The sequence below is a fragment of the Streptomyces xinghaiensis S187 genome (assembly GCF_000220705.2).
Classification (GTDB): domain Bacteria; phylum Actinomycetota; class Actinomycetes; order Streptomycetales; family Streptomycetaceae; genus Streptomyces; species Streptomyces xinghaiensis.
The window spans coordinates 4,409,196-4,427,500 of record NZ_CP023202.1 but is presented as its reverse complement, the minus strand read 5'-3'; the positions used below and the strand labels follow the sequence as shown (position 1 = coordinate 4,427,500).

14 protein-coding genes and 1 pseudogene (1 of these 15 only partly in view) are annotated in these 18,305 nt (G+C 74.5%); 4 read left to right on the top strand and 11 right to left on the bottom strand.

The window, feature by feature from the left end; translation table 11 throughout:
- Positions 1–585 carry the 3' portion of an RDD family protein gene (locus tag SXIN_RS18990; protein ID WP_019711659.1) on the top strand. The gene continues 432 nt to the left of window position 1, outside the view, so 585 of the gene's 1,017 nt are visible here — the last part of the coding sequence; its start codon lies beyond the left edge, outside the window; it ends in the stop codon at positions 583–585.
- Between the two features lie 83 nt (positions 586–668).
- On the opposite strand, the gene SXIN_RS18985 is transcribed toward SXIN_RS18990, so the two are convergent.
- The 3 genes and pseudogenes from SXIN_RS18985 to SXIN_RS18975 form a co-directional block, all read right to left on the bottom strand.
- Complete coding sequence (locus SXIN_RS18985; protein WP_019711660.1) at positions 669–1,283, bottom strand: hypothetical protein; 615 nt, start codon at positions 1,281–1,283, stop codon at positions 669–671.
- Between the two features lie 72 nt (positions 1,284–1,355).
- Complete coding sequence (gene ahcY / locus SXIN_RS18980) at positions 1,356–2,813, bottom strand: adenosylhomocysteinase (RefSeq protein ID WP_019711661.1); 1,458 nt, start codon at positions 2,811–2,813, stop codon at positions 1,356–1,358.
- 508 nt (positions 2,814–3,321) lie between these two features.
- A pseudogene (locus SXIN_RS18975) lies at positions 3,322–4,568 on the bottom strand (RNA-guided endonuclease InsQ/TnpB family protein).
- 157 nt (positions 4,569–4,725) lie between these two features.
- Between SXIN_RS18975 and SXIN_RS32930 the strand changes: the two are divergent.
- A complete protein-coding gene (locus SXIN_RS32930) occupies positions 4,726–5,022 on the top strand; it encodes a hypothetical protein (RefSeq protein WP_337589354.1) in 297 nt (98 codons plus the stop codon).
- Positions 5,023–5,197: 175 nt separating this feature from the next.
- Positions 5,198–5,650: a fructose PTS transporter subunit IIA gene (locus tag SXIN_RS32925; RefSeq protein ID WP_050931207.1), complete on the top strand. Its 453-nt coding sequence runs from the start codon at positions 5,198–5,200 to the stop codon at positions 5,648–5,650.
- 172 nt (positions 5,651–5,822) lie between these two features.
- Here SXIN_RS32925 and SXIN_RS18960 read toward each other — a convergent pair whose 3' ends face one another.
- From SXIN_RS18960 to SXIN_RS18935, 6 genes are all read right to left on the bottom strand, one after another.
- Positions 5,823–6,746: a cation diffusion facilitator family transporter gene (locus SXIN_RS18960; protein ID WP_019711663.1), complete on the bottom strand. Its 924-nt coding sequence runs from the start codon at positions 6,744–6,746 to the stop codon at positions 5,823–5,825.
- An 87-nt stretch (positions 6,747–6,833) separates the two neighbouring features.
- Complete coding sequence (manA, locus tag SXIN_RS18955) at positions 6,834–8,030, bottom strand: mannose-6-phosphate isomerase, class I (RefSeq protein ID WP_019711664.1); 1,197 nt, start codon at positions 8,028–8,030, stop codon at positions 6,834–6,836.
- 82 nt (positions 8,031–8,112) lie between these two features.
- Positions 8,113–9,300, bottom strand: coding sequence for an SIS domain-containing protein (locus tag SXIN_RS18950; protein ID WP_095757261.1), 1,188 nt, complete (start codon positions 9,298–9,300; stop codon positions 8,113–8,115).
- A 270-nt stretch (positions 9,301–9,570) separates the two neighbouring features.
- Positions 9,571–9,801: a Trm112 family protein gene (locus SXIN_RS18945; RefSeq protein ID WP_019711666.1), complete on the bottom strand. Its 231-nt coding sequence runs from the start codon at positions 9,799–9,801 to the stop codon at positions 9,571–9,573.
- 160 nt (positions 9,802–9,961) lie between these two features.
- The gene (locus SXIN_RS18940) at positions 9,962–11,320 is read right to left on the bottom strand and encodes a phosphomannomutase/phosphoglucomutase (protein ID WP_019711667.1); all 1,359 of its coding nucleotides are present in this window, start codon (positions 11,318–11,320) and stop codon (positions 9,962–9,964) included.
- Between the two features lie 142 nt (positions 11,321–11,462).
- Positions 11,463–11,912 carry a DUF3499 domain-containing protein gene (locus tag SXIN_RS18935; RefSeq protein ID WP_095757260.1) on the bottom strand — a complete coding sequence of 150 codons (450 nt, stop codon included), beginning with the start codon at positions 11,910–11,912 and terminating at the stop codon, positions 11,463–11,465.
- A gap of 268 nt (positions 11,913–12,180) precedes the next feature.
- Here SXIN_RS18935 and SXIN_RS18930 point away from each other — a divergent pair, with 268 nt between their 5' ends.
- Positions 12,181–12,645, top strand: a complete 465-nt coding sequence (locus SXIN_RS18930; RefSeq protein ID WP_095757259.1) for a metallopeptidase family protein — start codon at positions 12,181–12,183, stop codon at positions 12,643–12,645.
- A gap of 87 nt (positions 12,646–12,732) precedes the next feature.
- Here SXIN_RS18930 and SXIN_RS18925 read toward each other — a convergent pair whose 3' ends face one another.
- Both SXIN_RS18925 and SXIN_RS18920 read right to left on the bottom strand, forming a co-directional pair.
- Positions 12,733–14,289, bottom strand: coding sequence for a DUF5719 family protein (locus SXIN_RS18925; protein ID WP_019711670.1), 1,557 nt, complete (start codon positions 14,287–14,289; stop codon positions 12,733–12,735).
- Positions 14,286–18,275, bottom strand: a complete 3,990-nt coding sequence (locus SXIN_RS18920; RefSeq protein ID WP_095757258.1) for a glycosyltransferase family 2 protein — start codon at positions 18,273–18,275, stop codon at positions 14,286–14,288. The genes SXIN_RS18925 and SXIN_RS18920 overlap by 4 nt, the downstream gene beginning before the upstream one ends.
- Positions 18,276–18,305: the final 30 nt, after the last annotated feature.

The following is an 18,305-nucleotide window of genomic DNA, read 5'->3' as shown; positions in this document are numbered from 1 at the left end:
ACGCTCGTCGTACGGGAACGGGTGCCGGCTCAGCGGACGGGGGCCGTTCCGCAGGCACCGCCCTGGCTGCACGGGCGCTTCACGGGGCTGGACCTGTCCCGGGTGCCGGACGCGCTGTGGCTGGCGATACGCCAGTACCTCACACGGATGGACCAGCTCGACCCGGACGTGGGCGGGCCGCTGGCGGAGCGGCTGGCGGCGGATCTCGCGGCGGCCACGGGGGCACCGGTGCCGGCGGACGTGCCGCCCGCGATGTATCTGGCGGGGGTGGTGAGCGAGCGGCAGACGCGGGACGCGCAGCGGGTTCTGCCGGTGGCCACGGGGGCGCGGGGGTATGGGGCGCCCGGGTCCGGAGAGCCCGGCGGGATGTCCGGCTGGGCGGCTCCGTCCGGTGCGACGCCGGGACCGGGAGGATCTGCCGGGTCCGGTGGGGTGGCGGCGCCGGCTCCCGCCGGATCGCCCGGGGTCGCCGGCGTTGCGGGTGACGGCACGGGCGGTGGTGCGGCCGGCGATGAGGGCGCGGCTGGTCGCGGGGGCTCCGGGGACGGTTCCGGGGCTCGTACGGGGTTCGTGCCGCCGGGGTAGGGACACGCTGGGTGCGGGGCGTTCCGCCGTGGCCCGCCGGAGGGCCCGGTGCGGCCCTGCGGCGGTGGGGTCGTGGCAGGGGGTCAGGGGAAGGCCGAGGGCGGGGTGTCGAGGTCTTCGAGTTCGATGCCGGGGGCCGCGAGGACGACGTCGCCGGCGATGTGCACGGGGTGCCCTTCGCCCGTGTCCAGGTCCGTGACCTGGTACGCGTCCACGGTCAGCGGGCCGTTGTCGGTGGGGTGTGTTTCGCTCTTGAGCAGCGTCCAGGACTGGTCGAGGGTGCGCGGGGCCAGGACCGGGGCGGTCAGGGCGACCAGGCGGACGCGGGTCGCGGGCCCGCCGGGGGCGAGCCGCAACAGCCGGGCCGTGGCGACGAGAAAGGCGGGTGAGGCGCCGGTGAAGGCATGGGCGGGGACGTTGCCCTCGGTCGCCCGGGCACCTTCGGGGTCCGTGCGGACCCAGGTGACGCCGTCGAGCGCGGCGCCGCGGACTCGCCAGTCCCCGGCGTGGAGTTCGAGCCGGAGCGGCCGGCCCAGGTGGTCGGTGGTCAGGTCGACCGAGCCGGAGGGTTCGCCGGAGGGGCCGGTGGTCCGGGCCGTGTAGCGCCAGCCGGAGGGCCCGGGGGCGCACTGGAAGTGTTCCTCACCGAGGGGGGTGTGGTCGTGGGGGTCGTGGAGGGAGTAGCGGCCGCGGGGCATGGAGCTTCCTTGACGGGGCGGGCCCCCGCACGGTGCGCGGGGGCCCGTCTCGCCGGATGGGTGCCGGTGCTGTCAGTAGCGGTAGTGGTCGGGCTTGTAGGGGCCCTCCACCGGTACGCCGATGTACGCCGCCTGTTCGGGGCGGAGCGTCGTCAGCTTGGCGCCGAGCGCCTCCAGGTGGAGCCGGGCGACCTTCTCGTCGAGGTGCTTGGGGAGCACGTAGACGCCGATCGGGTAGGACTGGGGCTTGGTGTACAGCTCGATCTGCGCGATGGTCTGGTTCGCGAAGGAGTTGGACATCACGAACGAGGGGTGGCCGGTGGCATTGCCCAGGTTCAGCAGCCGGCCCTCGGACAGCACGATGATCTTCTTGCCGTCCGGGAAGGCCCAGGTGTGGACCTGGGGCTTGACCTCGTCCTTGACGATGCCGGGGATCGCGGCGAGGCCGGCCATGTCGATCTCGTTGTCGAAGTGGCCGATGTTCCCCACGATGGCCTGGTGCTTCATCCTGGCCATGTCGGAGGCCATGATGATGTCCTTGTTGCCGGTGGTGGTGATGAAGATGTCGGCGGTCTCGACGACATCGTCCAGCGTGGCCACCTGGTAGCCGTCCATGGCGGCCTGGAGCGCGCAGATCGGGTCGATCTCGGTGACGATCACCCGGGCGCCCTGGCCGCGGAGCGACTCCGCGCAGCCCTTGCCCACGTCGCCGTAGCCGCAGACCACGGCGGTCTTGCCGCCGATCAGCACATCGGTGGCGCGGTTGATGCCGTCGATCAGCGAGTGGCGGCAGCCGTACTTGTTGTCGAACTTCGACTTGGTCACCGCGTCATTGACGTTGATCGCCGGGAAGAGCAGCGTTCCGGCCTGCTGCATCTCGTACAGGCGGTGGACGCCGGTGGTGGTCTCCTCGGTCACGCCGCGGATCTCCGAGGCGAGCTGGGTCCACTTCTGCGGGTTCTCCGCCAGCGTGCGGTTGAGCAGCGTGAGGACGTGACCGTACTCCTCGCTGTCGGCCGTCGACGGGTCCGGGGCCTCGCCGGCCTTCTCGAACTCGACGCCCTGGTGGACGAGGAGGGTGGCGTCACCGCCGTCGTCCAGGATCATGTTCGGGCCGCCGGTGACCGTGCCCGGCCAGGTCAGCGCCTGTTCCGTGCACCACCAGTACTCCTCCAGCGTCTCGCCCTTCCAGGCGAAGACCGGGATGCCCTTCGGCTCCTCGGGGGTGCCCTCGGGACCGACGGCGACCGCGGCCGCGGCGTGGTCCTGGGTGGAGAAGATGTTGCAGGAGGCCCAGCGGACCTCGGCGCCCAGCGCGACCAGGGTCTCGATGAGCACGGCGGTCTGCACCGTCATGTGCAGGGAGCCGGTGATCCGGGCTCCCGCCAGCGGCTGCGAAGCCGCGTATTCCTCACGGATCGCCATCAGGCCGGGCATCTCGTGCTCGGCGAGGGCGATCTCCTTGCGGCCGAAGGCGGCCAGGGACAGGTCGGCGACCTTGAAGTCCCGGCCGTTGGCGGCTGTCGTCATTACGAGCTGCTCCTCGGTGAATCGAGTGCGATGGATGGGGCTGATCCGCGACAGGGCATACGGGTCCCACGGCCGCGGCGCAGTCCGTCGGAGGCCCTCTCTCCCTCGGCCGGCTCCCGGAGGGCCCGACCGACCGCCATCAGCAGCGACGTCTGTCCGGTCACGAATCTACACCGATTGGAGCAGCGACCGTAGTACGCAACCTCGACCCGCCCTGGAGTCGCCTGCCCGGCGGCCGGGCCGGTATGGCTCCGCCCCGGCGCATTTCAGGTCCGTCCGCCGCGGGCAGGAGGCCCGGAGGACGCGCCCCGCACGGCGCGTGTCCGCACGGCGGTAAGGAGATCCAGTGTCCAGTCCGGCTGTTCCCCCGACCGAGAAGCGAACGGAGGACCGGCGGTTGAAGCTGCTCGCGGTGACCGCCTGTCCCGCCGGCGCCGCCGGTATAGCCCACACCTATGTGACTCCACCCACGACTGAAGCTGAAGTCGCGGGCTTCCTGGGTCGGTGGCTAGGCACCGTCACAGAGGACCAGCCCGGCCCTGTGCAGGACGTTCAGCGCGCCCACGTGGTCGGCGTGCGCCACCAGACCACAGTTGACACACGCGAACTTCGCCTGGGTGACGCGGTTCTCCTTGGCCACGTGCCCGCATCCGCCGATGCTGGGTGGGCAGGTGCGGGTGGGGGTACCCCCGGCGAAGCCAGGGGGAGTGTTGCGGGCGTCCACCGGGACCACGCGACGGCCGGCGCTCTCAGCCTTGTCCGCCAGGATCCTCAGGAACTGCCCCCAACCCGCGTCGAGAATACTGCGGTTCAGCCCGGCCTTCGCCGCGGCGCCGTTCGCCAGGAACGCACCGTCGGGGTCGGGGTCGGGCCGGGGTACGGGCGTCTTGGTCATGCCAGCGGTGTTCAGCCGCTCGTGCCCGATCACATCATGCTTACGGACCAGGGCGAGGGCCTGCTTGTGGTGATAGTCCAGACGCCGTCGCCGGATCTTGGCGTGCAGTTCGGCGACCTTGCGGGCCGCGGCACGATGCTTCTTCGTACGACGCCGCGTGCGCTTCGGGAATGCCGCCAGGTGCTGCTGCGCTGCGGCCAGCTCCCCGGCCACCTTGCCGAGGAACCCGGGATTCTCGACGTGGCGGCCGCTGGAGTCGGTGAGGAAGTGGACCGTGCCCAGGTCGATACCCACCCGGCTGCCGGTCGGCGGCAGCGGCTCGGCAGGCACCTCGTCACAGGCGAGGATCACATACCAGCGGCGCCCCTCCCGCTTGACGCTCACCGTCTTCACCCGGCCCCGCACCGGCCGGTGCCGGTGGACCCGGACATGCCCGACCCCCTGCAGCCGCACGCGGGTACGCGTGTCGTGGGGGGTGGAGTCCCACCGGCAGCCGTCCCCGTCCTTCGGAAAGGTGACCGTGTCGAAGTGGCCGACCCCTTTGAACCGCGGGTACCCCGGTGCGCCACCGGCCTTCACCCGCCGGAAGAACGCCTGGAACGCCCGGTCCAGGCGGCGCAGGGTCGCCTGCTGGCTGGAGAAGGACCACCGGCCCTGACGCTCCGGATCGAACGCCCGGATTTCCTTCAGCTGCGCCGACTGGTCCCCGTACCGCACCGAGGTCCGGGAACTGTGCCGGTAGGCATCACGACGCTCCTGCAACGCCCCGTTGTACAGGGAGCAGTGATCCCGCAGCATCTCCGCCAGCCCCGCTCCTGCCGGACCGTGGGACGCAGGAGAAACTTGTACGCCTGCCTCACACCCACCCATCTCCCCCGTTTCCCCTGACCAACGCCGGTGTGCTCACGCTACCGCTCCGCACTGACAACGCAGCGTGCCCCGCCGCTGCACAGCTCCGGCCCAAGGATTCGATTCCCCCACCGGCTGAAGCCGGCGGTCCCCTCGAAAGAAGGTCTGATGGCGGGCGGCGCCGTCGCCGGCGCCGTCGCCGGGCTCGCGGCGGTGACGGACAGCGTGCCGCACGGCGGCCCAATCGTGGCGGTGCTGGGTGCCGTGGGCGGTGTGGGGATGTTCTTCCTCGCGATCCTGCTCGGCACCGTGGTGACGGCGGCGGTCACCATCGGCCTGATGTCGGTGGGCGGCCGTGGCGGGGCGGCCCCGGGCCGGGGCCCTCGCGGCGGCCGGTGCGGGCGGTGCTGCCAGTGCCGCCGGGACGACCGCGGGGGCGAGTGCCGGAGCCCCGTCCCGTCGTGAGGCGGGGGCCGGGGAGCCGGCCCGGGCCGGCGTCGCTCACCGGGAGGCCGCGGTCCCGCGTCAGACGGGGAGCGCGGAGCCGGCCGGATCCGCCGAGCCGGACGCCGGGGGCCCCGGGGCGCCCGGGGGATCCTCCGGGCCCGGTGAGGGGGCCGCCTCCCCCGGTGGCGACCGGGTGCTGTCCGGCCATCTCGACGCCCGGACCGTACGCGAGTGGATCACCGCCGACGGCAAGGAGGCGGCGATCCGGGAGCTGACCGGGCTGCTGGCTGCGTCCGGCCGGGTGGCCGACGAGGAGGCGCTGACCGCGGCCGTGCTGGCCCGCGAGGCGCAGGGCGGCACCGGGCTCGGCGAGGGGATAGCCGTACCGCACGCCAAGACGGACGCGGTGACCGCACCGGTGGTGGGTTTCACGCGGTCGGCGGACGGTGTCGACTGGGGGGCGCCGGACGGCACCGGGGCCCTGCTGATCTTCGTGATCGCCGTACCGGAGACGGCGGCCGGGGACGAGCATCTGCGGATCCTCGCCCTGCTGTCCCGCGCGTTGATGGACCCGGCGTTCCGGGAGCGGCTGCTGGAGGCGTCCGGTACCGGGGAGATCCTGCGGGTGCTGTCCGAGGTCGGCTGACCGGCTGCCCTTCCGCACGCGTCCGGCGGCGGCCGGCACGAAGGGGCGAAGAGGGCGGAGAAGAGAGCGCAGGGGCACGGGGGACGGCGACGGCCCCGCGGATGGTCCGCGGGGCCGTCGCCGTGGTGGTGTCGTACGGGCGTGGCGTGCCGTACCGGCGTGCCCGCCCGGGCTACTTGACGGCCGGGGCCCGGTAGATGTCCGGCTCCAGGTAGATCACGCGGGCGATGGGCACGGCCTCGCGGACGCGCGCCTCCGCGGCGTCGATGGCCGCGGCGATCTCCTGGGCGGTGTCGTCCCGCCCGACCGCGACCTTGGCGGCGACCAGCAGCTCGTCCGGGCCCAGGTGCAGGGTGCGCATGTGGATGACGCCGGTGACGGTGTCGCCGTCGACCAGGGCCGTGCTGATCCTCTCGACCGCGTCCGTGCCCGCGGCCTCGCCGAGCAGCAGGGACTTGGTCTCCACCGCCAGCACGATGGCGATCAGGATCAGCAGCACGCCGATGCAGAGGGTGCCGATGCCGTCCCAGACGCCCTCGCCGGTGGCGAGGGCCATGCCGACACCGCCCAGGGCGAGTATCAGGCCGACGAGCGCACCCAGGTCCTCCAGCAGCACGACCGGCAGCTCGGGGGCCTTGGCGTGGCGGACGAACTGGATCCAGGACTGCTCGCCCCGGATCGCGTTGGACTCCTTGATGGCGGTCCGGAAGGAGAACACCTCGGCGATGATCGCGAAGACCAGGACGCCGACGGGCCAGTACCAGTGCTCCAGTTCGTGCGGGTGCTGGATCTTCTCGTAGCCCTCGTAGAGCGCGAACATGCCGCCGACCGTGAAGAGCACGATGGAGACGAGGAAGGCGTAGATGTACCGCTCGCGGCCGTAGCCGAAGGGGTGCTGCGGGGTCGCCTCGCGCTGGGCCCTCTTCCCGCCGACCAGCAGGAGTCCCTGGTTGCCGGAGTCGGCCAGCGAGTGCACGCTCTCCGCGAGCATCGACGAGGAACCGCTGAAGATGAAGGCCACGAACTTGGCCACCGCGATGGCCAGATTCGCGGCCAGCGCGGCCACGATCGCCTTGGTTCCGCCTGACGCACTCATGGGTGCTGTGTGTCCTTCCCTCGTGGCGCGGCACGGGCGCCGCGGTACGGCCGCACATTGTTGCAGTACCGCGGAGCCCGGGCGGCCTCAGGGCGCCACGGTCGCCCGGAAGACCGTTCCGGCGCCGGAGAGTTCGGCGGACTCACCCGCCGCCGCGTACGCGGAGTCACCGGGCCGGAGCTCCAGGCGGTGGCCGTCGTCCGTGGTGAGCAGCACCGACCCGGCCGTGCAGAGGAGGATCTGCGGCCTGCCGGAGGGCAGTTGACGGGGCGCCTCGCCCTCGGCGCGGGCGAAGCGGGAGAGCCGGAACTCCTCGGCCGGGGTCTCGTAGGTCTCCTCGCCGTTCACCGCCTCGGGGCGGAGGACGCCGGGGGCGGTGGGCTCGAAGCGGGTGACGCGGAGGAGTTCCGGCACGTCGATGTGTTTGGGGGTGAGACCGCAGCGCAGGACGTTGTCGGAGTTGGCCATCACCTCCACGCCGAACCCCTCGAGGTAGGCGTGCGGCACCCCGGCGCCGAGGTAGAGCGCCTCACCGGGCTGGAGCCGCACGTGGTTGAGCAGCATGGCCGCGATGACGCCGGGGTCGCCGGGGTGGTGCCGGGCGATCGAGGCGTGGGCGGCGTAGGTCTCGCGGTGCGGGCCCGGGCTCTGGGCGAGCCGTTCGGCGGCCCTCCCGGCCTGGCGGACGGTCTCGGCCATCACCTCGCGGTCCGCGGTGAGGACGGCGGTGAGGACCTCGCGGAGGGCACCGCTCTCCGGCTCGGCGCGCAGGATGTCCCCGTAGGGCTTGAGGGAGTCCACGCCGAGGCCGTCGAGCAGCGCGGCGGTCGCGGCGGCCGGGCGGAAGCCGCACAGGCCCTCGAACGGCGAGAGGGCGCAGATCAGTTCGGGCTTGTGGTTGGCGTCCTTGTAGTTGCGGTGCGGGGCGTCCGCCGGGACGCCCCGGCTCTCCTCGCCGGCGAAGCCCGCCGCCGCCTGTGCGCGGTCGGGGTGTACCTGGAGGGAGAGCGGTGAGGCCGCCGCGAGCAGCTTGAGCAGGAACGGCAGGCGCGGGCCGAAGCGTTCGGCCACCTGTTCGCCCAGCTCGCCGGCCGGGTCGGCGTCGATCACCTGGGAGAGCGGCACGGGGCCGGCACCGCGGTCCAGCCGGGACGGGGCTCCGGGGTGGGCGCCCATCCAGAGTTCGGCCTGCGGCTCACCGGTCGGTTCGGTGCCGAGCAGTTCCGGGATGGCGGTGGTGGAGCCCCAGGCGTAGGGGCGCACGGTGTTGACGAGGCGGTCCATGGCTCGGTGCTTTCTGCGGGATCCGGCGGCGGGTCTCAGGGGCGCCGGGAGCGTGCGGGGTCCTCCGCGCGCTCCCGGCCTCTCATGATCGGTCCCCGGAGGCGAGCACCAGGTAAACGGAGGCGAAATCCGTGATGGCAAGGAGCTCCGCCGCCGCCTCCAGCGCGCTGCCCTCGGAGGGTTCGAGTTCGCTGACGGGGCTCTCGTGGGCCAGCGCGAACTCGCGGGCCGCGGGGGTCGGCGAGCCGCCCGTCAGGCCCTGTTCGCGGAGAAGCACCACGCGCGCGTGGAGAGCGGCGGGGTCCTCCACGCGGTCCCGGAAGAAGTCGTCGGGGTCGGCGCCCGCGGCGAAGGCACCGGAGAGCAGCGCGGCGTGCTCGGTGAGGGCCTCGGGCAGGGCGGCGGCGAGCGCGGGACGCCCCGCGACGGCCGCGAGCGAGCGCGCGAAGTGACGGCCGGCGGCACCGGCCACGGGGCCGTCGCTCCACAGCAGCGGCAGGGATTCGGCCAGCTCGGCGGCGAGGGTCTTGGCCGGGTTGCTGTACGTCGCGACGGCGGGGCCGCAGCGTTCGGCGGTCCGGTCGAGCCGGTCGGCGACGAGCTGCACGGTGGCCGGAGGCGCCGGGTGGAAGCCGGTCCGGTCGAGCAGGACGAGCAGCGGGACCAGGAGGGCCCACACCGTCCCGGGCCGCTCCCCGGACACGTCGCCGGCCGGTGCCCGGCGAGCGGGCCAGGCGCTGCTGTCGTCCGCGTCCCCGGGCAGCGGGGTCTCGTACACCGGTGCGGTGAGCGGCACCGCCAGGCCGTGCCGTCCGCCGACGTCGCCGGTGAGGGGGGCGTCGGCCGGGCAGACCGAGACGACGGAGCAGCCGCGCCGGTACGCCTGTTCGACCAGGGCGGACAGGCCCGGTTCGGTGCCGTCGGTCGTGAGAACGATCAGCAGGTCCAGCGGACCGGCCCAGCCGGGGAGGGTCCAGCGCAGCGCGCCGGGGGCGGCCAGGGCGCCGGCCGGGTGGATCGAGTGGACGAGGGTGTTGCCGCCGCTGAGGGCGGCCAGCAGGTCGGCGACGCAGGCGGTGGCCGGTCCGGAGCCGGCGATCAGCAGGCTCCGCGGCCGCCCGTCGGGCTTGAGGTCGGCCAGTCCGGCCTCCAGGGCGCCCCGGGCGGCGGTGCGCACCCGGGCGCCGGAACCTGCGGCGCCGCGCAGCAGGCCCCGGGTGTCGGCGCGGGCGAGTGCCTCGGGTGCGTCGAGAAGCGACTCGTCGAGCATCTGGTGGAGCCTCCGATCGCCGTGCGGCGGGCTTGCCGTGCTCGGGGGAGTACGCCGGCCCGGTCCGGCCGGTCCGTCCGGACCGGCGGGTCCGAGCCTAGAGCCTGTCCGGCCGTTCCCGTCGGGTCCGCGGGGCCCCGGCACCGCGTCTCGCCGCGTTGCCGGGCACGCCGCGCACGTCCCGTGGGCGGGCGCCCCCGCCGGCCCCGCCGCCTCGCTGCGTACGGCACCGGAGTCCGCGTCCCGCCGGCACGCGCGGCCGGACGGAACCTAGACGGGGCGGCGGGCCTCGTCGACGAGGAGCACGGGGATACCGTCCCGGACCGGGTAGGCCAGCCCGCAGCCGGTGCAGACCAGTTCGGTGGTGCCGGGCTCGCCGCCGGGCGTCTCGTCGGACGTCTCGCCGGACGGGCCGGTGCTCGCGCCTCCGGACTCCTCGCGGAGCGGGGCGTGGCAGGCCGGGCAGGCGAGGATGGCGAGAAGACCGGCTTCGAGCGGCATGGGGACGTCCCTTTCGGTGGGCTCTCCCGTCCGGCGGGGCCGTGGGAGAGGGCGTTCGGCCTCGTCAGCGTACCGCCGGGCCGCACACCGCGAGGCGTGCGGCCCGGCCCGGTCCGTGGGCGGCCGGCGGGCCGGAGAGGGACCGGCCGCCGGGGGCCGCTCAGGCGCGGACGATGGCCAGGACCTCGTCGCGGATCTTGTCGGCGGTCGCCCGGTCGCGCGCCTCGACGTTGAGGCGCAGGAGCGGTTCGGTGTTCGAGGCGCGCAGGTTGAACCACCAGTCGGCGGTGGTGACCGTCAGGCCGTCGAGTTCGTCCAGTTCGGTGCCGGGCCGGCCGGCGTAGGCGGCCCTGACGGCGGCGGCGCGGCCGGCCTGGTCCTCGACGCGGCTGTTGATCTCCCCGGAGGCGGCGTACCGGTCGTACTGCGCCACCAGTTCCGACAGCGTGCCCGGCTGGCCGCCGAGCGCGGCGAGGACGTGGAGCGCGGCGAGCATGCCCGTGTCCGCGTTCCAGAAGTCGCGGAAGTAGTAGTGCGCGGAGTGCTCGCCGCCGAAGATCGCGCCGGTGCGGGCCATCTCCCCCTTGATGAAGGAGTGCCCGACGCGGGTGCGCACGGGGGTGCCGCCGTTCTCCCTGACCACCTCGGGGACGGACCAGGAGGTGATGCAGTTGTGGATGACGGTTCCGCCGCCGTGCTTGGCGAGTTCGCGGGCGGCGACGAGGGCCGTGACGGCGGACGGCGAGACGGGCTCGCCGCGCTCGTCGACCACGAAGCAGCGGTCGGCGTCGCCGTCGAAGGCCAGGCCGATGTCGGCGCCGAGCTCCCGGACCCTCGCCTGGAGATCGACGATGTTCTCCGGGGCGAGGGGGTTGGCCTCGTGGTTGGGGAAGGTGCCGTCCAGTTCGAAGTACATCGGGACCAGTTCGACGGGCAGGCCGTCGAGGACGGTGGGCACGGTGTGGCCGCCCATGCCGTTCCCCGCGTCCACGACGACCTTCAGCGGGCGGATGCCCGTGAGGTCGACCAGGCCGCGCAGGCAGGCGGCGTAGTCGGCGAGGACGTCCCGCTGCGTGATGGTGCCCGGGGTCCCGGCGGGGGCGGGGGCGCCGCTCCCGCTCCACTCCTCGACGAGAGCCCGGATCTCCGCGAGGCCGGTGTCCTGGCCGACGGGGGTGGCGCCGGCCCGGCACATCTTGATGCCGTTGTACTGGGCCGGGTTGTGGCTGGCGGTGAACATCGCGCCGGGCAGGTCGAGCCGGCCGCTGGCGAAGTACAGCTGGTCGGTCGAGCACAGGCCGATCTCGGTGACGTCCGCGCCGAGGGCGGCGGCTCCGCGGCCGAACGCCCGGGAGAGGCCGGGGGACGAGGGCCGCATGTCATGTCCGACGACAATGGCCTCCGCCCCGGTCACCCGGGCGAAGGCCGCGCCGAAGAGCTCCGCGAGCGGTTCGTCCCACTGGTCCGGGACCACACCGCGCACGTCGTACGCCTTCACGATCTGCGACAAGTCGGGCACTGCCCACCCCTTCCGGGAGTCCTATCGGAACGACAAACCTACCCGGATCGGCGCCGGAGGCAGCAGGGGGCCCGGCGTCCGGACGGTACGCGTGCGGAAACGGGCCCGGGGCGGGCGGCGCACCGGGCGGCGGCGTCCGGTTTCAGGGCTCGGGCGAGCGCAGGACCCGCAGGTGCCCGCGGCGGGCGACCTCTCTCGGGTCGGCCTCGCGGCCGCCGGGTCCGCCCGCGCCGCCCTGCGCCCCGGCCGCGCGCTCCTGCGGGCGGGCGGCTTCACGGACGGCGTTGGCGAGGGCTTCGAGATCGTCGCTGCTGGGCCGGGCCGGGCCGGTGTCGACGGCGAGCCGGACGACCTCCCAGCCGCGCGGCGCGGTGAGCCGCTCGGAGTGCTCGGCGCAGAGGTCGTAGCAGTGCGGCTCGGCGTAGGTGGCGAGTGGCCCGAGAACGGCGGTCGAGTCCGCGTAGACGTACGTCAGCGTCGCGACGGCGGGACGACCGCACGCGGTGCGCGAACATCGGCGTACAGGGCTCACGAGGTTGGACGGTACCGCACTCTTGAGCGGGCCGCGACGACTCTCCCCGAGCCCACGCACCGTGTCGCGCCCCTGGGGACAAGGGTGTTGACCTGCGGGCGCGAGGTCTGACCTGCGGCGGGCACCCGGCGGAGCGGGGCCGTGCGAGCGGGGTGGCACAGCGGCTCGTCCCGCTTGACGGCACTTCGCCCGGAATCGTTTCACCACATCGTTCACCACGGAGACTGAGCCGCTGTCCGGATGATCCGGGTCGTGCCGGTTCGTGATCCGTGCGGGTACCGCTCGCCAATCTCTCGGGGCGGCCGGGCGGCGGCTACTCTCGGAGGTGATGAGCAGCTCCGTACCACCCCGCCCCTCCGAGCCCCGTCCGCGGCGCCGGGACCGCCACGGACGCGGTATGCGCGGACCGATCGCGCCGCCGCAGGTTCCGCTCGCCCTGAGCCGCGCCGCGGCCTTCACCGATCTGGTGCACGACTCGGTGGAGCGGCTCGAACGGCACTGGCCGCAGCTCTCCGAGGTGGAGTTCGCCGTTCTGGACGTCCCGTCCTTCGGCGACGGCGGCGAGGACCGCGCCGAGGGCTGGGAGGACGAGGGGACGGTGCCGCTGGGCCGGGTGACCTCCGCCCGCGGGGACGGGCCGGCCAGGATCGTCGTCTACCGGCGCCCGGTGGAGATCCGTACGAAGAACCGCGACGAGCGGGCCCTGCTGGTGCACGAGATCGTGGTCGAGCAGGTGGCCGAACTGCTGGGGCTGGCACCGGAGTCGGTGGATCCGCGGTACGGGCAGGACTGAGACCGGGCCGGGGGCCGGACGCGCCCGGTGCGCCCGGACCGTGCCCTCAGCTGCTCCCGCCTGCTCCCGGCTGCTCCGGCGCCGCTCTCAGCGCATCAGCAGGGACAGGTCCTCGGCGGCCTCCGGGACGACGACCGTGCCCCGGTCGTCGGGAACCGGCTGGACGGTGAACATCGGCACCCCGCCCTTGGGCCGTTCGAGCATCCGGGAGGCGTACACCGGCCCGCCGGACAGTGCCTTGACGGTCAGCGCGTGGGTGCCCTTGCCGCCCGAGGGGACGGGGGGCTCCGGCACGCTGAGCGTCGTACCGGCCTTGACCGTGTACTCCTTGCTCACCGGCTTGCCGCCCCCGCTGCCCGCCGAGGCGGTGACCTCCACCCTCGCGGCCTTCCCCGGCGCGACGAGGGAGAGGACGGACCCCTTGGCGCGGTTGTCGGCCGCGGTGCCGCGCGCCTCGATCCGCGAGGTGGCCGGGATGAACGCCATTTCCCGGTCTCCGCCCTTGCCGCGGACGACGCGCAGGGCGACCGCGTACGGGGCGGTCTCGCCGCCGTCCGCCGGGCTCAGCACCAGGGAGCCGGGCTCGCCCTTGGTGATGTCGTCCAGGTCCACGGACGTCACCATGCCGCGCTTCAGCGTCAGGCTCTCGTGTCCGGCGGGGGTGAACGAGCCGGTCGGTCCGGCGAGTTCCACCTTCAGATCGGCGTCGCGGTCGCCGGCCGCCACCGCCACCAGCCGTACGGATACCGCGTCCTCCGGGATGCCGGGCAGCACGGCGCTGCCGGCCGCCACCGTCGAGGGCGGCAGCCAGTCGCTGCCCGTCCCGCTGTCCGTGGCGCGGACGGCGGCCCCGACGCGGCCGGAACGGGCGACGACGTGCACGGCGACGTCGTCGGCCTTCTCGGAGGTGAGCGTGGACAGCAGGACGGAGGTGGCGGAGCGGGGCGGGACGGTGATGCCCTCACCCGTCTCGGTCTCGATCCGGCCCTTCCGGCCGTACAGCTCCAGGTCGACGACGGCGGCGGCGTCATCGGGATTGGTCAGCTCGACGTAGTCCTGGCGGCTCTTGGCGGTGCTCGTGCCCGGGAACCAGAAATCGGTGTCGGGGGCCGTGCAGGAGACGCCGAGGAGGCCGCGTCCCTCACCGGAGCCGATCACGGTCGTCTGCTGGGCGGTCCAGCCGGGGGCGAGGGCGCCGTCGGCGGTTCCGATGAGGGCGGGCGCGCCGGCCCCGGAGACGGAGGCGGTCGCGGGGGCGCCCGGCTTCTTCAGGGGGGCGACGGGGTCGGGTCCGGCCTTCTCGCCGCCGTCCTCGTCCTCGGCCGCCTCCTCGTCCTCGTCCTTGTCACCGTCCTTGCCGTCCTTGCCGCCGCCGGGCTCCGCCTCCTCCTCGGCGGGCAGGAGTCCGGCCGTGCCCTTGGAGCCCGCGGCCCCGTCCTCGGGCGTGAAGGAGGTGTAGCCGGTCTCGGCCAGCTCCGACAGGGACGGCTCCGGGCAGAGCAGCTCGGAGCGCTCCACGGGCAGCCGTTCGGCCGCGGCCGCCGATCGCTCCGGTGTCCCGCCGGGCGCGGCCAGGGCCGCGACTCCGGTGACCGCGGCGAGTGCCGTGGTGGCGGCGAGCAGGGAGAGGGTGGTGCGGTTCACTGCTGATCGCTCCCGTCGCGGCGGGGGGCGGGCTCGCCGTCGTCCCCGTGGACCGTCTCACTGCGGGCGGGATCGCCGCCGGCGTAGGGCTGGGCCGGGTAGCCGTACGGGCCGGGCTGCTGCCCGTCGTACTGCTGCCGCCCGTCGTACTGCTGACCGTCGTACTGCTGCTGCGCGTCGTACTGCTGCTGACCATCGCCGTACGGAGCGGCCTGGTAGGGATCCGGCTGGTACGGATCGCTGTACTGGCCGGCGCCGTACTGCTGGTACTGCCCGTCGCCGTAGCCCTGGTACTGCTGTTCCCCCTGGCCCTGGTACGGCTCGTGCCCGTACTGCTCCCCCGGGTACGGCTGTCCGCCGCCGGGGGCGTAGCTCTGCTGGTCCCAGGTGCCGTAGGGCTGTTGCGGCACCTGCTGCGGCACGCCCTCCGCGTACGGCCCGGCCGGTGCACCGGAGGCAGCGGCCCCCTGGGCCGCCCGGTCCGCGGACTCGGCCGCCTGAGTGGCGCGGAAGGCGTCGAACGCCTCGAACGGGTCGTCCTCGGCCGCGGCGGCCGGTGCGGTCCCGGCCGGCACGGGCTGCTCCGGCGCGCTCTCCGGCTCCGTGCCCTGCGCCGCGGCCTCCGCCTCCGCGGCCGCCCGCAGCCTGCGGGCCCGGCGGCCCTCGCCGTCCACGGGCTGCGCGGGCACGGCCGGCTCCGGTGCGGTCTCGGGCAGGTCGTCGTCGACCTCGCGGCGCCGGCCGGGCAGGGCGAGCACCACCAGGACGACGGCCAGCAGCCCTTGTGCCCCGGTCCACAGGGTGTGGCTCAGCGGCGACTCGTACGTCAGGTCGAGGCGGCCACCGTTCGCGGGCAGTTCGAAGCCCTGGGCCCACTCGTCGACGGTGGTCGGGGTCAGCGGCTCGCCGTCGAGCGTGGCGGTCCAGCCGGGGGCGGCCCGGTCGGCGACGCGCAGCACGCGGCCCTCCGGTCCTGCGGGGAGTGAGGTGTGGGCCTCGACGGGTCCGGCGGCGACCGGGACCGGCTCGGCGGCCTCCGCCGCTCCCCCGTCCCCGCCCTTGTCGGGGTTCCCGACGACGGTGACGCGGGCGACGCGCCGGTCGAGCCGCCAGAGGGAACTGCCGTCCTCCTGGCTGAGCCGGGTCAGTCCGGGGGTGGTGTCCAGCACCCGGCCCATCTCGCGGGGGGCTCCGTCGCGGACGAGGATGTAGCGCACCGCGTAGCCGCCGAGCTGGTCGGTCTGGTCGGCGCCGGAGCCCGCGACGAGGTTGGCGACGATGCCGTCCAGCCGGATGTCCCCGCCGCTCGCCGCGGCGAGGTCGGCGTCGCCCAGCCGGGCGCCCGAACCGCGCACCAGGGTGTACGAGACCCGGCCCGGCTCGCCGCCGAGCACGAGGGTGCGCGCCTGGTCCTGGGTGCGGCTCTCCTCCGCGACGAACGGCGGCACCTGCACGGGGTCGCGCCGTTCGACCGGGCCGGCCGCCCCGCCGTACATCCAGGCGACGGCGGAGAGCAGCGGGCCGGCGGCGGCCGCCAGGGCGATCAGCGCCGCGGCCGGCTGCCGCCAGCCGAAGCTCTGCGCGGCGACGCGTTCGCGCGCGTTCTCCGCGCCGACGGCGGCGGCGGACAGCAGTGCGATGCCGTAGACGAGGGTGGCGGGCCCGGCCCACGCGGAGCCGTTGGAGAGCGCGGCCAGGAGCAGGGCCGCGACCGCCACGGCCCAGGCGGTGCGGACCGCGCGCTGCCGGTCGCCGCGGAGCAGGGCGGCCAGGGCCGCGAGCACGACACCGGCGAGGAGGAACCCGCCCGCCGCCTTCGGCCCGCCGGGGCTGACCATCAGCAGGTCCAGCGCGGTGGCGGAGCCGGTGCCGTACTCCAGTCCGACCTCGCGGAGGAAGCCGGACGGCGAGGTCAGCAGCGACAGCGACCAGGGAGCGAGGACCACCAGCGGGGTGACGAGCACCAGGGCGAGGCGGATCCCGTAGGCGGCCGTACCGCCCTGGTGGCGCACGGTGCGCGTCACGAGCAGCGCGATGCCCAGCAGCAGGGTGAGCGGCCAGACGACGGGGGTGAAGGCCGTGGTGAAGGTGAGCAGGAGCGTGTAGGCCCAGACGGCGCGCCAGCTCGGGCGGGCGCCCGGAGCCGCGTCCCCGTCGCGCTCGCCGTCGTCGCTGTCGGACGGCAGGGCCGCTCCGGCGGCGGCGACGGCCGCACGGGCCATCAGCGGCAGCAGTACCGCGAGTACCGCGGTGCCCAGCCGGCCGCCCGCCAGCGCGCCGGTCGCGGCGGGCAGGAAGGCGTACGCCACAGCCGCCCAGGCGCGCAGCAGGCGCGACTCGACCAGCGGCCGGGAGGCGAAGTAGGCGCTCAGCCCGGCCAGCGGCACCGAGCAGACGAGGAGCAGGGTCAGGGCCGCGCCGGTGCTGCCGAGCAGCAGGGTGGACAGGGCGGCGATGACGGCCAGGTAGGGCGGTGCCGCCTCGGTGCCGCCGGTGCCGACGGGCTGCCAGGCGGACAGATAGCGGTCCCAGAGGCCGGAGGCGTCCGCGGGGGCGGGCAGCAGGGCCCCTCCGGCGAGCGTGCCGGAGCCGAGCAGTCCGCGGCAGGCGACGAGGGAGACCACCAGCAGCAGGAGGAAGAGGACGGGCCCCGGCTTGCGCGCGACGCGCTTCAGCCGGGCGAACTGTTCGATCTCCAGAAAGTCGGCGTCGTCACCGCCCGGCCCTGACTCGACGGCGCCGTGCCGGCCGCCGGAGGCGAGCTCGGGTTCCGAGCGGCCGCTGAAGTTGCCGACGACAGCCTCGGCCGTCGCCCGCACCGTCGCACCGGGCGGCGGGAACAGCGGCCGCAGCTCGGCCGGTTCGACGGCCGGCCGGCCGCGCCGGCGCCGCCCCGCGAGAATCCTCCCCGGCCGCAGCAGCACGCCGAGGAGCCCCGCGATCTCGTCCAGCGCCTGGCCGGGCACCTTGCCGACCAGATAGGCGAGAGTGCGCAGCACGGTGCCGAGCACCAGGCGCAGCAGGACGTACGGCAGCGCGGCGCCGCGGGAGTTGACGAGCATCGTGTAGACCGCGCCGGCCTTGTCGACACGGTGGGGGTTGGCCGCCGAGCGGCCGGCGCAGTCGATGGGCCGCCGTTCGCGCGCGGCGGCCTCCGCGTGCCGCAGGACGGCCTCGGGGGCGACGAGGACCTGGTGGCCCGCGGCCTGGGCGCGCCAGCACAGGTCGACGTCGTCGCGCATCAGGGGGAGCCGCCGGTCGAAGCCGCCGAGTTCGTCCCAGACGTCGCGCCGGATCAGCATGCCGGCGGTGGAGACCGACAGCACCGGCCGCACCTGGTCGTGCTGGCCCTGGTCCTGCTCGCGGCGGTCGAGACCGGTCCAGCGGCGGCCGCTGCGGGCGATGCTGACGCCCGCCTCCAGGAGCTGCCGGCGGTCGTACCAGCCGCGCAGCTTGGGGCCGATGATCGCGGTGGACGGGGAGGAGTCGGCCACCCGCAGCAGCTCGGCCAGGGCGTCCGGCTCGGGGGCGCAGTCGTCGTGCAGCAGCCAGAGCCACTGGACGGGCTCGCCGTGCGGCAGTTCGGGCATGTCGTAGGCGTCGTCGCGCCAGGTACGGGTCTCCGGGTCCCAGCCGCTGGGGCGCTTCAGATACGGCAGGTCGTCGGGGGTGAGCACACCGGCCGTGCGGACGGCCTCGTCGACGGCCGTGCCGAAGCCGGACCGGCGCGCGAGGTGCAGCACCCGCTCGGCTCCGAGGGTGTCGGTGAGCAGCGCCGCGGACTCGTCGGCGCTGCCGGTGTCGGCGGCGATGACGTTCTGGACCGGCCGTTCCTGGCCGACCAGTCCGGCGAGCGCCTGGGGCAGCCAGCGGGCACCGTCGTGGGAGACCAGCACGGCGGTGACGACATGCCGCGGGTATTCGGGGGCGGCGGCTCCGGAGGGGGCTGCCGGCCGGCTGTGTGCCGAGTGACTGTGCACGGACATCGAGGTACGGGCCCCGGTTCGCTGGACTGC

Bases quoted from the DNA above. Each gene is read 5' to 3' on its own strand.
- SXIN_RS18985 (WP_019711660.1), bottom strand. From the start codon at position 1,283: ATGCCCCGCGGCCGCTACTCCCTCCACGACCCCCACGACCACACCCCC.
- ahcY (WP_019711661.1), bottom strand. From the start codon at position 2,813: ATGACGACAGCCGCCAACGGCCGGGACTTCAAGGTCGCCGACCTGTCC.
- SXIN_RS32930 (WP_337589354.1), top strand. From the start codon at position 4,726: ATGGCGGGCGGCGCCGTCGCCGGCGCCGTCGCCGGGCTCGCGGCGGTG.
- SXIN_RS18960 (WP_019711663.1), bottom strand. From the start codon at position 6,746: ATGAGTGCGTCAGGCGGAACCAAGGCGATCGTGGCCGCGCTGGCCGCG.
- manA (WP_019711664.1), bottom strand. From the start codon at position 8,030: ATGGACCGCCTCGTCAACACCGTGCGCCCCTACGCCTGGGGCTCCACC.
- SXIN_RS18950 (WP_095757261.1), bottom strand. From the start codon at position 9,300: ATGCTCGACGAGTCGCTTCTCGACGCACCCGAGGCACTCGCCCGCGCC.
- SXIN_RS18945 (WP_019711666.1), bottom strand. From the start codon at position 9,801: ATGCCGCTCGAAGCCGGTCTTCTCGCCATCCTCGCCTGCCCGGCCTGC.
- SXIN_RS18930 (WP_095757259.1), top strand. From the start codon at position 12,181: ATGAGCAGCTCCGTACCACCCCGCCCCTCCGAGCCCCGTCCGCGGCGC.
- SXIN_RS18920 (WP_095757258.1), bottom strand. From the start codon at position 18,275: ATGTCCGTGCACAGTCACTCGGCACACAGCCGGCCGGCAGCCCCCTCC.